Origin of the sequence: Modestobacter sp. VKM Ac-2985 (genome assembly GCF_026967925.1) — a bacterium.
Classification (GTDB): Bacteria; Actinomycetota; Actinomycetes; order Mycobacteriales; family Geodermatophilaceae; genus Modestobacter.
The window spans coordinates 273,005-289,232 of record NZ_JAPVBI010000001.1 but is presented as its reverse complement, the minus strand read 5'-3'; the positions used below and the strand labels follow the sequence as shown (position 1 = coordinate 289,232).

General features: G+C 71.0%; 12 protein-coding genes. 4 read left to right on the top strand and 8 right to left on the bottom strand.

Features of this window, described 5'->3' with window-relative positions; all coding sequences use genetic code 11:
- Window positions 1-3: 3 nt before the first annotated feature.
- The 5 genes from O2V61_RS01220 to O2V61_RS01200 are packed head-to-tail and all read right to left on the bottom strand — an operon-like array spanning window position 4 to window position 5,722.
- Entirely contained in the window at window positions 4-510 is a 507-nt protein-coding gene (locus O2V61_RS01220) for a hypothetical protein (protein WP_269181521.1), read from the bottom strand.
- Entirely contained in the window at window positions 500-1,585 is a 1,086-nt protein-coding gene (locus O2V61_RS01215; protein ID WP_269181520.1) for a glycosyltransferase family 4 protein, read from the bottom strand. The genes O2V61_RS01220 and O2V61_RS01215 overlap by 11 nt, the downstream gene beginning before the upstream one ends.
- Window positions 1,585-2,907, bottom strand: a complete 1,323-nt coding sequence (locus tag O2V61_RS01210) for an oligosaccharide repeat unit polymerase (protein WP_269181519.1) — start codon at window positions 2,905-2,907, stop codon at window positions 1,585-1,587. Before O2V61_RS01210 ends, O2V61_RS01215 begins: the two co-directional genes overlap by 1 nt.
- The gene (locus O2V61_RS01205) at window positions 2,904-4,241 is read right to left on the bottom strand and encodes a lipopolysaccharide biosynthesis protein (protein WP_269181518.1); all 1,338 of its coding nucleotides are present in this window, start codon (window positions 4,239-4,241) and stop codon (window positions 2,904-2,906) included. The genes O2V61_RS01210 and O2V61_RS01205 overlap by 4 nt, the downstream gene beginning before the upstream one ends.
- A 2-nt stretch (window positions 4,242-4,243) precedes the next feature.
- Complete coding sequence (locus O2V61_RS01200; RefSeq protein WP_269181517.1) at window positions 4,244-5,722, bottom strand: hypothetical protein; 1,479 nt, start codon at window positions 5,720-5,722, stop codon at window positions 4,244-4,246.
- Window positions 5,723-5,920: 198 nt separating this feature from the next.
- Here O2V61_RS01200 and O2V61_RS01195 point away from each other — a divergent pair, with 198 nt between their 5' ends.
- Window positions 5,921-7,054: an acyltransferase family protein gene (locus O2V61_RS01195; RefSeq protein WP_269181516.1), complete on the top strand. Its 1,134-nt coding sequence runs from the start codon at window positions 5,921-5,923 to the stop codon at window positions 7,052-7,054.
- An 8-nt stretch (window positions 7,055-7,062) separates the two neighbouring features.
- On the opposite strand, the gene O2V61_RS01190 is transcribed toward O2V61_RS01195, so the two are convergent.
- On the bottom strand, window positions 7,063-8,382 hold the full coding sequence (locus O2V61_RS01190; protein ID WP_269181515.1) for a UDP-glucose dehydrogenase family protein: 1,320 nt from the start codon (window positions 8,380-8,382) through the stop codon (window positions 7,063-7,065).
- A 242-nt stretch (window positions 8,383-8,624) separates the two neighbouring features.
- Here O2V61_RS01190 and O2V61_RS01185 point away from each other — a divergent pair, with 242 nt between their 5' ends.
- A complete protein-coding gene (locus O2V61_RS01185; RefSeq protein WP_269181514.1) occupies window positions 8,625-9,710 on the top strand; it encodes an LCP family protein in 1,086 nt (361 codons plus the stop codon).
- A 710-nt stretch (window positions 9,711-10,420) separates the two neighbouring features.
- On the opposite strand, the gene O2V61_RS01180 is transcribed toward O2V61_RS01185, so the two are convergent.
- Window positions 10,421-11,590: an acyltransferase family protein gene (locus O2V61_RS01180; protein WP_269181513.1), complete on the bottom strand. Its 1,170-nt coding sequence runs from the start codon at window positions 11,588-11,590 to the stop codon at window positions 10,421-10,423.
- Window positions 11,591-12,116: 526 nt separating this feature from the next.
- The gene (locus O2V61_RS01175; protein WP_269182981.1) at window positions 12,117-13,151 is read right to left on the bottom strand and encodes a glycoside hydrolase family 5 protein; all 1,035 of its coding nucleotides are present in this window, start codon (window positions 13,149-13,151) and stop codon (window positions 12,117-12,119) included.
- 697 nt (window positions 13,152-13,848) lie between these two features.
- Between O2V61_RS01175 and O2V61_RS01170 the strand changes: the two genes are divergently transcribed.
- Entirely contained in the window at window positions 13,849-14,634 is a 786-nt protein-coding gene (locus O2V61_RS01170) for a hypothetical protein (RefSeq protein ID WP_269181512.1), read from the top strand.
- 94 nt (window positions 14,635-14,728) lie between these two features.
- Entirely contained in the window at window positions 14,729-16,186 is a 1,458-nt protein-coding gene (locus tag O2V61_RS01165) for a hypothetical protein (protein ID WP_269181511.1), read from the top strand.
- Window positions 16,187-16,228: the final 42 nt, after the last annotated feature.

Sequence of the window (16,228 nt, the reverse complement as noted above, 5' to 3'; positions counted from 1 at the left end):
GGCTCAGCCGGGAGGTCGGGCCCCGAACGCGTGCGCCCGGGCCGTCCACGCCGACAGCACGGTGACCGCGGCCGGCTCGGGCAGACGCTCGGGGCGGTGCGCCAGCGGCACCGGCGGCCCCCAGCGGGTGTAGCGCTCGGCCAGGCCGGCGGGCACCAGCAGCAGGTTGGTGTGCGCCGCCCGGCGCAGCTCGCGGACCCAGTGCAGCGGCGAGGTCAGCACCGCCCGCACGTCCCGGGCGCCGAGGACGACGACGGTCGCCCGGCGGCCGGCGACGACGTCCCGCCCGGCGGCGGCGTGCCGGCCCCACAGCACCACCACGTCGACGTCGTCCAGCGCCGCCTCCGGCAGCGCGGCGGGCTCGAGCACGCCGGTGCGCCAGCCGGCCGCGGTCTGCGCGCCCGCGACCGCCCGGGCCGTCGCGAGCTCGCCGGGGCCGGCGACGTGCAGCACGCCCAGCACCTCGCCGTACACCGGGGTGGAGAGGATAGCGCGCACGTCAGCGGGCACGGCGCACCGCCTCCAGGGTCTCCTCGACGACGTCGTCCCAGCCGCGGCGGGCCGGCCGGAGCAGCACCGGGGGCCGGGGCCGGCCCAGGTGCTCCACCATCGCGGCGGCCCACACCTCGGGACGACGCCCGGGCAGCCGCTGAGCGCCCGCTGGGGAGGCCTCGGCCAGCGCCGGGTCCTCCGACGTCAGCACCGGCGCGCCCAGCCCCAGCGCCTCCGCGGCGGGCAGCCCGAAGCCCTCGGCGAGGCTGGGGCACAGCACCACCCGGGTGCGCTCGTAGAGCCACCGCAGCCGGGCGTCGGGGACGTGGCCCAGCGCGGCGATCGCGCCGTCGGCGGCCAGCTCGGCGAAGGCCCGGCCGCGGTCGGTGGGCCCCCAGCTGTCCGGGCCGACCACCACGAGCACGGCGTCGGGGACGGCGGCGCGCACCTGCGCCCACGCGTCGACGACCAGGCCGACGTTCTTCCGCGGGGAGGGGTCGCCGACGACCAGCGCGAACGGCCGGCCGGCCAGCTCGGGCACGGCCTCGGCGGCGACGTCGGTGAGCGAGGAGCCGTCGGGGTGGTGCACCACCGACGTCCGCGGGGCGGTGGACGGCAGGTAGCTGACCAGCCGCTCCCGGGTGGCGGCGCTGACGCAGACCAGCGCGTCGGCGGCCCGCAGCGAGGCCAGGTACGGCGGGCGGACCAGCCAGCGCTTGGCCCGGCCGAAGTCGTGCGGGCGGTCCAGGGCCAGCATGTCGTGCACGGTGAGCACCCCGACGCCGGCCACCCCGCGGGGCAGCAGGTGCTTGGTGCCGTGCACGACGTCCATCCGGCCGCCGACCCGCGCGCCGGCCAGCCGCTCGACCGCGGAGACCAGCGGGCCGCGGCCGGGCAGGGTGTGCACCCGGTCGCGGTCGACCAGGTGGGTGAAGGCCCCCTGCGCGCCGGCGCCGGCCAGCACGTGCAGCTCCACGTCGTCCCGGGCGGCGAGCCCGCGGGCCAGCTGCACGACGTAGCGGACCATCCCCCCGCCCTCGCCCGACGGCGGGACGTGCGTGCCGATCAACAGGTAGCGCAGCGGGCGGGCCATCAGCGCACGGCTCCGGCGCGGCGGCGCCGGCCGCGGTTGACCAGCAGCGCCACCACCACCAGGGCGACCAGCCCGGGGGTGGCCCGGCCCTGGCCGAGGTAGAAGTAGCGCGGCAGCTCGAGCATGGTCAGCACGAACAGCGGATAGAGCAGCAGGCCCCAGATCCGGCCCTCACGCAGGGCGCGGTGCAGGCTGCCGGTGAGCAGCCCGGCGCCGAGGAAGAACAGCAGCCCGCCGGCGATGCCCAGGTCGACGAACGGGCTGGCCACGGCGCCGTAGTTGTTGAACTCGGGGTTGCCGAACTGGGTGAGGGCCAGGGTGTACGCCGGCTCGGGGTCGACGCCGGTGAGCGACCGGAACAGGTTCAGGCTGCCGATGCCCGGCGCCGTCCAGAACGCCGACCACAGGTCGTAGGGCAGCCCGGCCGGCTCCTGGTGCAGCAGCCGGATCACGCCGTTGTTGTAGGCGGTCACGTAGTAGCCGGCGAAGCGCTCGACCACGAAGACGGGGAAGGACTGGCCGCCCTGCGCGGCGTAGAACACCCAGCTGCGCGAGTACTCGAAGGCGGCGAAGACCACGACCACCACCGGCGCCAGCACCGCCGGCAGGAACGCGGCGCGCCGGGTGCCCCGGCTGGTCCGCGACATCCCGGCGACCACCAGCACCAGCAGCGGCACGAGCAGCTCGAGCAGGGCCAGCCGCTCGGTGACGAAGAAGGCCCGCAGCAGCGCCAGGAAGGCGACCACCGCCAACCGGCGCAGGTGCTGCGGCCGGCGCCCCTCGGCCAGCACCAGCACCCCGGTCAGCACGACGAAGGCGACGCCGAACTGGGTCATCGTGGTCAGCCCGGGCACGGTGCCCAGCTGCTCGCGGATGCCCAGGCCGTAGAGCTCCTGGTCGATCAGCGCGGTCACCAGCACGACCGGGTCCAGGCCCACCCGGACGGCGTTGATGCCGTAGGCGACGTAGCCGACCATGGTCAGCCAGAACAGCACCGTCGCCGCGCGCCGGAGGACGTGCAGGTCGCCGGGCGACAGCGCCGGCCAGCCCGGCACCCGGCGGACGCCGCGCAGCCCCGGCAGCAGCGCGCCGCCCAGGAACAGCAGCAGCCCGGCGGTGAACCACAGCGTCCACTCCAGGTCGACGGCCTTCGGGGTGCCCCACAGCGCGCGGTACCGCTCGTCGGCGATGGCCAGGCTCAGCCAGGTGGCCGGCAGCGCGACCAGGCCGATGAGCGCGATCGGGGAGAGCCACCACACGCCCCCGGGCCGGCCGCCGAGGTCCGCCGTCCGCGGCCGGACGGCGGTGATCCGGGTGCTCACCGTGCGGCCACGTGGTCGGGTTCGCGGCCGGCCAGCACCCGGAGACTGTGGCGCAGCTGCAGGCCGGGCAGCGGCGCCGTCCCGAAGGTCCGGCGGCAGACGACCGCGTAGGAGCCGAACAGCACGACGGTCGCCGTGGCGCTGACCAGCGCCAGCGCCAGCGGGCCGCCCAGCTGGGCGGCGAGCACGGCCGCGGGCACGACCACCAGCAGCGCGACGCCGACGGCGCGGGCGGCGGTGCGGCCGTGGCCGGTGACCACGAGCAGCACCGCGCAGGAGCCGAAGACGGCCATGCCCAGGCCGCCGGTGGCGAGCACGGACAGGTAGGGGGCTGCGTCGTCCAGGCCGGCGCCGTAGAGCGTGAGCACCTGCGGGGCGAGCAGCCAGGCCGCGGCGACCAGCACCACGGTGACCGCGCTGGACACGGTGGCCGCTGCCGACAGCAGGGCCAGCACCCGGTCCCGCCGCCCCTGGGCCTCCAGCCGGGCGGCGACCGGGGTGATCGCGATGTTGGCCAGCCCCTCGAGCACGGTCACCTGCATGGCGAGCACGCTGGCGGTCGAGTAGAGCAGCGCCTGGTCGCCGGGGAAGGCCCAGCCGGCCAGCCAGACGTCGCCGCGGCCGACCAGGAAGGCGCCGAGCTCGACGGTGAACAGCCAGGCCCCGCCCGCGACGGCGGCGGCCATCGGCGACCACCAGCGGGCGCCGCGCACCCGGGCCCGCAGCGGCAGCCGGAGCAGCATCACCGCCAGCAGCACCACCGACGTCGCGGCGTAGACGGTCAGCAGCGCCACCAGCGTCGTCCGGCCCCCCTGCACCAGGACGACGACGACCATGGCGAGCAGCGCGAGCACCGAGCGGCTGTGGTGGGTGGCCGCGACCGACCAGCGGATCCGGCCGACCGCGGCGTACACGTCGCTGATGGTGAGGCGCAGCGTCTCCAGCACGATCAGCGCGGCGACCAGCGCGACGACGAGCGCCCGGTCGTCCCGGACGACGGCGGTGGCGACCCAGGCGACCGCCGGCGCGGTGACCAGGCTGAGCAGCGCGACCGCCCGCAGGTGGGCGAGCACCTGGGCGGCCACCTCGGCCGGGGAGGCGGCCGCGGCGATCGCCCGGATGGCGTGCTGCCCGAGGCCCAGCCGACCGACCATCGGCCCCAACATGAGCGCGCCCAGCACGGCCAGGAACCCGGTGGCCGCCCGGGCGTCGAGGGTGCGGACGGCCAGCACCGACGTCAGGAAGGTGGCGAGGAGCCCGAGCACGGCCACGACCATGCGCAGGCCGAAGCTCCGGCGGACCTCCTGGGTCTGCTCCCCCGCCTGGACCGCCACGGTCAGGCCTCGCTGGCGACGGGCTCCTGCCGAGGGGACGTCGTCTCCTCCGCAGCCCGCGGGGAGGACGGCTGGGGGCGCTCGCGCCCCAGGTGCCGCCCGGTGGTGGTGACGACGACGCCCTGCAGCGCCGGGCCGGACGACGCCACGTCGCGGACCGCGGCCAGCGCGTCCTCCAGCGAGGAGACCCCTTCCCCCACGACGACGACGGCCCGCTCGGCGTGCCGGGCCGTCTCGTCGAACCGGGCGACGGAGGTGAGCGCCGGGGCGTGCAGCAGCACCTGCCGGCCGGCGGCGGTGTGCCGGGCGACGGTCGCGGCGAGCACCGCGTCGCCCTCGTGCGGCGGGAGGGCGACGACGGTCAGCAGCGGGGTGAGCACCTGCTCGCCGGGGAACTCCGCCGACGCGGTGGGGCGGCTGCTGTGCGCGTGCGCCGCGGTGGTCACCAGCACCACGGGGGCGCCGGTGGAGGAGATCGCCCAGGCCAGCTCCCAGGCGACCTCGGCGGCCCCGGCCCGCTCGTCGGCACCGACGACGACGAGGCTGCGGCCGCCGGCGTCGAGCACCTGCGGGGCGAGCAGCCGGGCCGCGGAGAGCGCGCCGGCCCGGGGCAGCTGGGCCGGCACCTGCGCGCTGCGGTGGCGCACCCGCCCGGCGGGCAGCCGCGGCAGCAGCACGGGCACCCCGGCCGCCACCAGCAGCCGGGCGTCGAACAGCCGGTCGGAGGTGGCCCGCCACACGGCGCCGGCGGCCAGCAGCAGCACGGCACCGAGCACGGCGCCCAGCACGGTCGAGAGCAGCGCGGCCGGTGCGCCGGTCTCCTCGTCCGGGGTGGGGGCGCGCAGCACCGGCACCAGGTCGGGGACCCGGGTGGCGGCGCCCTGGAGCTGGCTCTGCTCGGCGAGCAGCCGCTCGACCTCCTGAGCGACGGGGCTGTTCACCGCGCCCGGCTCGCCGAGGGCGTCCAGCCGCTGCTGCACCGCGGCCAGCGCGGCGGTGACCGCCGTCCCGGCGGCCTCCTGACGGGCGGTGACGTAGCCGTCGACCAGCGCCGTCACGGCCTGCCGCGCCTCCTCGGCGGTGGGGGCGGTGGCGCTGATCCGCAGGACGTCGGAGGTGCCGACCTGGGCGACGGAGACGGTGACCGCGTCGTCCGGCTGCGGCTGCTGGCTCAGCCGGAGCGCGTCGAGCGCCTCGAGCTGGCCGGCGACCAGGGAGTCGTCAGCACCGGTCTGCGTGGTGGTCGGCAGCGGGCCGCTGAGCACCTGGGCGTCGGGGACCACCTCGACGGTGGCCGAGGCGGTGACCTCCTCCTCGGCGGAGACCCCGACCAGGAGGCCGAGCAGCCCACCGAGCAGGGCACCGACGAGCGCGAGCCGGGCCAGCCAGGCCAGCGGTGCGGCCGGCCCGGGCCAGGTGTCGGCCCGGGTGTCTGCGTCGCCTGGATCAGTGCCGGCCGACCGGCCTGTCGAGCTGCTCATGCGCGTGCGTCCTCCCTCGTGCCATCGGCGGAGTCCGCCCGCAACAGCGTCCAGATGATAGGGCCCGGCTGATCACGCCGGAACGCGTCATCCCTCCGGGTGAACGCCAGGTGGACAGCAGGAGACGGGCCGCTGACCTGCGGATACGTCTGCACACCCCGGGTGGACAGAGGAAGATCCACACCTAGGCTCTGCCGCGTGACCGAGGCCCCCGCCCGCCCGCAGCGGGTGGCGGCGATCGACGTCGCGCGGGCCGTGGCGATCATCGGGGTCGCGGCCAACCACTCGATCGACGGCATGCTCAACGCCGGTCTGATCCCCACCGACCACCCGCTCGAGGTGGTCAACTCCGCGCTCTACCTGTTCCGGATGCCGGCCCTGGCGTTCCTGCTCGGGCTGTTCGTGCCCCGGGCGGTGGCCAAGCGCGGGGCGGCCGGTTACGTCCGCGAGCGGGCCACGCTGATGCTCTGGCTCTACCTGCTCTGGTACCTGGTGCAGAGCGTCGCCGAGCTGGCGACGAACCAGGTCAAGAACGTGCCGCGGGAGCCCGGGGCGCTCTGGCGGGTGTGGGAGCCGTTCGCCCACCTGTGGTTCCTGCCGTTCCTGATCGTGACGGCGGTCGTGCTGGCGGCGCTGCGCCCGTGGCAGGGCCCGGTGCGCCGACTGCTGGGCGGGGGTGCGCTGCTGCTGGTGTGCCTGCTCACCTGGGGCTGGAACCCGACCCTGTTCGGGCTGACCGGGCTCTCGCTGCTGGCGTTCACGGCGGCCGGATCCGTCGTCGGGCTGGCCCGGCTGGGCGCGTGGATGCAGGGCCCGCTGTGGGCCTGGACGGCGGCCGGGCTGCTCGGGGCCGTTTCGCTGGGGCTGCTGCTGCAGGCCGACGTCGTCCCGTCGACGCTGCCGGCCGAGGTCGGCCTGGCCGAGCGGGCGCTGAGCCTGGGTGCCGCGGTGGCCGGGACGATCGCGTTGCTCGCCGTCTCGGTGCTGCTGACCCGGGTGCCGCCGCTGCGCGACCTGCTGGCCGCGATCGGCCGCCGCACCCTGCCGATCTACCTGGCCCACGTGCTGGTCGTCGCTGGGGTGCGGGTCGTGCTCGTGCGGCTCGGGGTCGACCAGCCGTACGTCATCGCCACGCTGGCGGTCCTCGCCGGCGTCGGCATCCCGTTCGCCGTCGCGACGTTCACAGCCGGCCGGCCGTGGGCGAACTGGCTGTTCGACCTGCCACCGGCTCTGGGACGGCGACCCAGCGCCTCGGCTCCCGTCCGCCGCGTGGGCGCCCACCGGCAACGGGCGGCGACCCGGCCGCGGGACCGGGCCGACGCCCGCCGGTAGACGCAGGCTCAGCCGGCCCGGCGGCCCAGTGCCCGGTAGGTCCAGCCCGCGGCGACCCAGCGGTCACGGTCGAGCGCGTTGCGGCCATCCAGCATCCGCTTCTGACCCACGATCTTGCCGAAGGAGACCGGGTCCAGGTCCCGGTACTGCTGCCACTCGGTGAGCACCAGGACGGCGTCGGCGCGGTCGGCGGCCTCTTCGGGGGTGTCCACGGCGTCCAGCTGGGGCCAGCTGCGCCGGATGTTGTCCCCGGCCGCCGGGTCGGTGACCCGCACCGCCGCGCCCTGCAGCTGCAGCTGGGCGGCGACGTTGAGCGCCGGGGAGTCGCGGATGTCGTCGCTGTTGGGCTTGAACGCCGCCCCCAGCACCGCGACCCGCTTGCCGACCAGGGAGCCGTCGCAGACCTCGCGGGCCAGCTCCACCATCCGGATCCGGCGGCGCATGTTGATGTTGTCCACCTCGCGCAGGAACGTCAGCGCCTGATCGGCGCCCAGCTCCCCGGCACGGGCCATGAACGCCCGGATGTCCTTGGGCAGGCACCCGCCTCCGAAGCCGAGGCCGGCGTTGAGGAACTTGCGGCCGATCCGGTCGTCGTGCCCGATCGCGTCGGCCAGCTGCTTGACGTCGGCGCCGGTGGCCTCGCACAGCTCGGCCATCGCGTTGATGAAGGAGATCTTCGTGGCCAGGAACGAGTTCGCCGCGGTCTTCACCATCTCCGCGGTCGCGTAGTCGGTGACCACCTGTGGGGTGCCGGCGGCCACGATCGAGGCGTAGACCTCGTCCAGCATCGCCCGGGCGGTGTCGCCGTCGGGGCCGGCGGGCAGGCCGTAGACCAGCCGGTCGGGGTGCAGGGTGTCCTGGACGGCGAAGCCCTCGCGGAGGAACTCCGGGTTCCAGGCCAGCATCGCTCCGGGCACCTTCTCGGCCACCAGCTCCGCCAGCCGGGCCGCTGTGCCGACCGGCACCGTCGACTTGCCGGCGACCAGGTCGCCGGGCTTGAGAGCCGTCAGCAGACCCTCGACGGCCGACTCGACGAAGCGCAGATCGGCGGCGTACTCGCCGCGCTTCTGCGGAGTGCCCACGCAGACGAAGTGGATGACGGCGTCGGCGGCGTCGGCCATGTCGGTGCTGAACCGCAGCCGCCCCGAGGCCAGGGAGGTGCCGAGCAGCTCCTCGAAACCGGGCTCGTAGAACGGCGCCTTGGCCCGCTGCAGCGCGTCGATCTTCGGCTGGTCGACGTCGATGCCGACGACGTCGTGCCCCAGCTCGGCCATCGAGGCCGCGTGTACCGCGCCGAGGTAGCCGCAACCGATGACCGAGATCTTCATGCGCGTGCAACTCCCCTAACGGCGGACACCCGACGCGCCCAGCTCCCGCGAACCGTAGACAACGGACGCGACCGGACGCCAGCCGTCGTCCCCCAGAGCGGCGGACGGATCGCCCGTTGGGACGAACGTCACCGACAGCACGCGCGCCTGGGTCGTCCCTCGCCCGGATGACGTCGCCGTCCGTGGCCGCTTCACCGCCGCCCTCCGCGCTTAGGGTCCGCTCGAGCGAGAGGGCGGTGGGCATGAGCGAGCGAACCGAGGACGACGGACCCGCTGCGGACGGCGGAACCGCAGAGACGTTCGAGACCAACTCGCGGCCTCGCTGGGTGCGCCGAACGCTGATCAGCCTCGGTGCGCTGGCCCTGGTGCTGGCATTGGTCATCGGTACCGGCCTGTGGTTCGTCAGCAACCGGTACGGCGGCAACATCGCGCGGGTCGGCAACGTCTTCGCCGAGCTCGATGAGGACTCCCGCCCCGCCCCCGCCTCACCGGCCGACCAGCCCGAAGCGACCGCCGATCCGGTGACGTTCCTGCTGGTGGGCTCGGACACCCGCGCCGAGGTCGCGCCGGGTGACCTGCCCGACGCCCGCTCCGACGCGATCATGCTGGCGCGGTTCGCCGGCGACCGGGAGCACGCCCAGGTCATCTCCCTCCCCCGCGACTCTTGGGTCGACATCCCCGGGTACGGCAAGAACAAGATCAACGCTGCCTACGCCCTCGGCGGCCCGACCCTGCTCATCCAGACGATCGAACAGCTGACCGGCGTCCGGATCGACCACTACGCGGCGATCGACTTCGCCGGGCTGATCCAGGTGACCGATGACCTCGGTGGCGTCGACGTCGTGGTCGCCGAGACGACGAGCAACGGGCCATACACCTTCACCGCCGGGATCAACCACCTCGACGGCGACCAGGCCCGGTGGTACGTCGGCCAGCGCTACGACCTGCCCGGCGGCGACTTCGACCGGGTGAAGCGACAGCAGAACTACCTGCGGGCGATGTTCACCAAGCTGTTCAGCCAGCAGGTCTTCACCTCACCGGGCAAGCTCGACTCGACACTGTTGTCGGTCACCAACGCAGTGGCCGTCGATGCAGCTCTCGGCAACGGTGACCTGCTGTCGCTGGCCTACTCACTGCGCGGCCTCACCCCGGCCGACGTCGAGTTCCTCACAGCCCCGGTGCTCGGCACCGGCACCGAGGGTGCAGCCAGCGTCGTCTACTTGGACCAGACGGCCGGCGAGCGGATGTGGGGCTACTTGCAGACGGATTCGCTGGGCCAGAACGCCGACGAGTTCAGCGAAGAAGCGCTGCCCGACGCTCCGCGCTGACCGCCCCTGCCCCCGGAACGCCTGGAACCGAAGGCAGCGGGGCCATGGCAAGCCGCCGGGCCGCCAGCATCAGAATCAGGTCGACCGCAGACAACAAGCCCAGCCAGCACCGGAAGTCGCCCTGCGCCATGAAGTCGAGGGCAGAGTGACATCCGACCTGCCGCTGTCCGCTTCGGCCCGACTCACGCGAAGGCGGTTTGTCGCGTTGGGACGGCGAGCTCTCCGTCGCGGTGAGACGGCCGACGCTTCACGCCCAGTGACCTGTCACAGCACCCGCCACGTTGAGAGGTGGCAGATCATCGATCCGGCGACCGTGGCGATCGCTCCGCCCGCGCACCTCGAGGGGCCCCCTTCGTCTCGATGAGACGGCCTTGCAGTGGCTCCGCATGTCGAGTCCCAGCACCGCCCGGCTGGCGATCAACACCATCCTGCACAGCCCTTGCACTTCAATGACCCGCGCCGCACCTCGCCCTCGACGAGGCTGAGGAACTGATGCTCCCCACCCGCTGGCACGTGACCGGAGGCAAGAGCAGGAGACCTGACACCTCGAAGACAGCCGCCTACCGGCAGCACCGCGGGGAGCCCTCGATTGCCTCGCACCCGCAGTCGCTGACCTTACGAAGAGTGAGGCAACCCAACCCGACCAGTCGGCTTTCGAGGGGCACGGCCAGAGACCCACGGATTGGCGGTGCCGCAATCTCACCCCGCCGTCATCGCCCTCGAGTGAGGGACATCCGGGAACCGCGTGAACCAAACCATCGCAACGCGAAAGCTCGAACGACCCCCGTGTGGCGCTCGGTCAGCCAATAGAGCGGATAGGTGAGCGCGATCGCCACAACCGCCAGCACGTACACGGCCACCGTCGTCAGCGGCTGACTAACGTCCCACCAGTCTCGGGAGATGACGACTCCGAGGACGACGATCGGCCGGTGGAAGACGTACATGGAATACGACCATCCGCCGACCCACGATCCTATTGAGACCCATCGACGCGGCTTACCGTGGGAAGAGTCCAAGCACATCCAGACGATGGGCACAGATCCTAGCGCGACCAATGGGTACGTAATGTACGCGGCCGGACTCGTGGCACTGGACGCAAGAGAGATGCCGAGGAGCAATGCCACGCTGCCCAGCCATGCCATCATGGCCCGCCGGGCCGTCCGCCGCCCTGCGGGCCTGTGGCCTCCTGCACAGCGTGCACGAGCTTCAGCCACGAGAACACCTACGAGCCATGCCGGGAAGAGCCAGAGCAACTCGACTCCGAAGGCCAGGACCGATATCGCAAGCGGAACGAGCGCCAGACCGAACCGCGCAGTGCGACGATTGACCATGGCGTACCAGGCAGTCGTGGCACCAGCGAAGGCAACGTAGAACCAAAATTCGTACGCCAGCGACCACAGCGAGGTATTGGTTCCATAAGTGGCACAGCGGGTCGGCATCAAGAACAGGGCGTTGCAGGCTGCCGCATCCAAACCCAAGATGGGTTGAGGGCCGACCGCATCGACTGCGCCAGCATCGACGCGGATCGCGATCGAGTCGATGACTGCAGTCAGGACCAAGCCGGGCAGGAGGACGATCCAGAGGCGCGACAATCGCTTGGCGAGGTAGTCACCCCATCGAAAGCGGTCTTCTCTAGCCTGCCGCAGCACCTGCCCGCCGACAAGGTAGCCGCTGATGACGAAGAACACCGCCACTGCTTCTTGAGCAAATGACGTTGGGACCAACAGAAGCCGAAAGACGCCCGAGGCCGACTGATCGAGGTCTCGAGCGCTGAAGAGGCTGTCCCGGGAATGCCCCAGCACGACCAACACGGCAGCGATACCCCTCAGCGCGTCGAGGCCCCGACTGTGGCTGGGCTGCGGCTCAGTGCTGGCGGTCACAAAGGCCCTGACCGGTCAGGGGAGTGCAAAGCGTCACGGGCACGCGAAGCACACCGCCCACTGACAACGAGGGAGAACATGGGCACACGCGCAATGCGTCGACTGCCCCAAGACCACAGTGGTGCCGCATGCGTTGGATGACGACTCCTAGGTCTTCCTGCCGATCCGACGCCCACCGTAGGGGACCGCCAGCACTGAGCGCTATGCCGTGCACGGCCGAGGCGCAGGTCACATCCCTCGTTCGGGCGTTATCCGTGGCGTCAGGTGCACCCGCTCGAGTCGTCACCGCTCGACCCTGCCAACGTCCCAGACCTGCGACGACTCATCTTCCACAAACAGCTTGCGGGAGCTCGCTCTCCCCGCCTGCGGAAGCCACCGGCAATTGCTCTTCCCCAGTAGGGGGCGTTCGAGGTCTACTCCGGCCCGCCGCTGAGATCGGAAAGCGCACGCCCGAGCCACTTCTCTCGCCGACTCACCCCGCGCGGCAGGGTCGTGCATGCCGCGGGATCGGCGACGCGGCCTGGCATCAACACCCCTGGACTTGATCGTTCTTCAGGAGGGACTGATGACACGGAAACTCGATGACCTCCGCCTGGGCTTGGGGCTCGCCCTGTCCCCTGTTGTAGGCGTCGAGCGCGTACATGCCGCCATCGGTAGCCAGCCACTCTCCCGTCGCCCAGTAAGTGGCGCCCACCTCGGCATCATTGAGCAGTTGGTACGCCAGTTCCCCGATGGTGTTCCACTCGGCCGCATCCGTCCCGCTGGGCCAGCCGATCTCGCCGACGAAACCGCGCTGCTCGTGCTCGGCCAGCCACGCGGTGTAGTTGCCGATCTCGCTGGCAACTCGGTCCTCGAGACCGTCCCAGCCGCGGGCCACTGCATCGGACTCGGTCGCCTCATAGGAGTTGACGTAGGTCCCGGAGGTGTTCGCATCGAAGTAGATGTGCGCCTCGTAGTAGACGTTGTCGATGGGGTCGTCGATCCACGGCTCTCCGTTCTCCTGAGCCCAGTTCCAGACGCCGCTCCACTCATCCCCGGCCACGAAGACCGCCCGCTCGTCGCCTGTGGATCGAATCGCCTCCACAGCAGCTTGGCTGTAGCGCTGCCAGACGCTCGGCGACTCGGCGACACCGGGGGCGTCCAATCCCCAGGGTTCGTTCATCAATCCGTACGCCACGACAGCCGACTGATCGGACAGGGATTCAGCCAACCTCTTCCAGACACCGGCAAAGTCGTCGATGGATATGTCACGGCCCAGCATGGCCTGCGTGTCATCCGCAAGCCAGTAGCGCCCATAGTTCTTCATGTCCAAGATGACGAGCAGGCCCGCATCTTCAGCTCGCCGCACTGCTTCCCGCAGCTCCATGACACCCTGATCGTTCAGCTCTGCGCCGGGACGAAGTTGGACTCGCTCCCACAGGAAGTCGATTCGAACAACCCGGTGTCCGCGCCCATAGAGATACTGGTAGAAATCGCCACTGTTCCAGTGATAATCAGTGTCAGCAGTTCCCGGGACACGCCGAGGGTCCTCCTGAGACCCGCCACCTCCCTGAGTGTTCACTCCTCGCAGGAACCGGAAGTCGTCCAGCGCAACGTCCGAGACAACCGGCACTGGGGGCACCGATGGCGCGTCCACTCCAGGAGGAGGTGCCGACGGGACGGCGCCGAGCTCTCCGCCGGGGGCCTGACCGTCCGGCAGCACCGGGGCGGTGGGGACACGAGTTGGCGACACCTCAGTGACCTGAGGGGCTCCCGCTGGCAGAGGGGGGCGGGCGGGCGACTGACCGCAGGCGCAGACGAGGCCGATGATCAAAGCCCCGATGAGACCTCGGCGTGATGCCGCAGCGGGGGTGTGCACCGTTGGACGGTATCGCGGGCCATGGGGTCACCAGCCGTTCAGTGGTGCGACATGTCGCGCGGAACTGCCTTCTCATGAGGTCTCGACGCTGCGCACCGCACAACTCGCGCCGAACAGCCAACTCGATGCTGGGACACTGCAACTGGCAGTTCCAGTCTCTGTGGTCGGATGGTGACAAATGACACGCCAACGCCTATTGGGACTAGCGGAGCCATCTGTTCCACTAGTTCCTGGCAGTTTGACAGGGACGGTATCGTCCACAGGCTGCCAATGGAGTCTGGACGGTGCAGCCCGCGTCGCAATTTCCCATGGGCATCAGGGCCTGGTTCGGTCCCGAACTGCAACGCCAACATGGCCGGACGCAGCGCCGCAAGGCGTGGCCGGCAAGTAGCTGGCCAGAGTGACCGGGGAACAGAAGGGGACTGACCTGTCCGAGACGATGACCTTGAAGCCGAGACACCGTGGCAAGTTCACGGAGTCATCGAGCGGAATCCCGACCTGGCTCACGGCGGCGTTCCTCTTGCTGGTCGTGATGGTGCCGACGGTCATCGCTTACTTCGTCGGTGCGAGCGGAGCGGCGATGTACGCAGCCCGATCCGAAGTGCTGTTCGTGGCTACGACGTCCAATTCAACGGCGGACGATCAAGCCATGGCCACTCAAGTTGCCTTGATGACGTCACGACCCGTCGTCGCCGCCGTGGCGGAGCAGTACGACCTGAGCGTCGAAGAACTCTCAGACGCAGTGACTGCTGAACGAGTCGACCGGAGCCAGATGCTCCGATTGACGGTCGAGGATGGCGATCCCGCCAGAGCTGTCGAGATCACCGAGTCCCTCACGGAAGCGATCCTCGCCCGGTCGGCCGGCCGCAGCCCGCAGGCCGGCCAGGAGGAGGCCTATCTCTCCGGCAGGATCGCTGAGTTGCAGCAGCGTCTCTCCCAGGAGGGAGCTGGGACCGGCAGCCAGCAGCTGGTCCTCGAGCAGCTCATCGACCTGCAGGCGCGACTGACCGATCTGCAACTGCCTCCTGAACCGGCGATCGAGCCGTTGACCGCGGCCTACGAACTCCCCGACCCCGTAGGACCTCAACCAGTCCGATCAGCGGCGGCTGGCGCCATCGTCGGGATCGTCCTCGCTGCGCTGACCGTGGTGGCCCTCCTGGCGCGACGCCGGTCGGCCGACCGATAACGGCTGGCGACGTGCAGCTCGGCCCTGTTGGACGCTCTCGTTGAGACCGTTTCGTCACAGCGCATCAACAGAGAATCGCGATGCCGCGACTCCCATGGGATTGCTGACCAGCGCACTGGTGTTGGCGGTTCTCCTCGGGCTGTCCGCCGGACGTTGGTCCACGTACACCGTCGCAGGCGTCGTCGGTATCGCCATGGTCGCCTTGGTGGCCAAGCATCCCCGATTTGCTGCGTACGCCTATCTCGCAATCGGTCCTCTGGTGGTCGGTCTGGAACGAGGGACCGCTCTTCCACTGATCCGGGTCAACGAGCTGCTGCTCGCAGTGCTCTGGCTGGGGTTGCTCGCGGGACCGGTCCGCCGCTGGGCGGTGCAGGGCTTCCCACCGATCCATCTACACGTCGTCGACTGGTGCGTGCTGGCGCTCGCCGTCTTCAGCTCGGTCACGGGCCTGCTGTGGATGTTCGTGCGGTCAGAGCCCCTGACCCTGGACGACATCCTGTTCGCCTTGACCCTATGGAAGTACCTGGCTCTCTACGCACTGGTGCGTATCGCCATCAGACAGGGCGAGCATGCCCGCACCGCTCTCGTGCTCGCGCTTGCGTCGTCAGCAGTGGTCGCCTTGCTGGGGATCTTGCAGGTCCTTCAGTTCGGTCCCGTTCCAGGGCTCCTGACCCCATTCGTGTCTGCTGACGAGCCCGAGAAGATCGAGCAGCTCAACGCCAAGTCGACGATCGGCGGCTCCATCGCCTTCGCGGACCTCATGGCCATCCTCGTGGCTGTATCGCTGAGTTGGTTCGTGCTCGTTCGCTCCTCACGCCCAGTCACCGGCGTGGCTGCAGCCATCTTTGCCATGGCCACCCTTGCATCAGGACAGTTCTCGGGCGTTCTCGGGCTCATCGCCGTCGCCATCACCACCGGCGCCCTCCTCCGGATACTGACTCGCCTGGCCGTGCTCTCGATTCCCTTGATCGTCGTGGCGGCCATAGCGCTCCGGCCGGCTCTCGAAGCGCGGCTGTTGGAGCTCGACCCGAACACGGGGCTCCCCGTTCAGTGGACGGGCGACACCGGTCGCCTGGCGAACCTGCAGACGTTCATCTGGCCGCGACTCGGAGAAGGGCTGAATTGGCTTCTCGGCGTCCAGACATCCGCGCGGATCCCCGCGCCGGAGTCCTACAGAGAGTGGATCTGGATCGAGAGCGGGTACACATGGCTTCTGTGGAACGGTGGCGTGCCACTCCTCCTGGCTTTCATGGCCTATGTGGCGTTCGCCGGGAGGGCGTGCTGGCGCACGATCTCGTCCACGGCTCACCCGGCCTTCCGCATTGCCGCGATAGCCGCCTTGGCAGGGTTGGTACAGCTGTCGCTCTTGATGGTCGTCGATACTCATCTGACCATGAGGGGCACCGCGGACTTCCTCTTCCCCCTGGTCGCCATGGCCGTGACGGGGGGCATGGCCACGCGCGGATCCCTCACCGACTCGACGACAGAGCCACTGGCGGCTGAGAACCAGATCGCAGGAGAACACTCGAGCAGGACTCGACCGCACGCCTGATCAGCGTGTACCGAAGCTCGGCTTCCACCGGACAGCATGCCC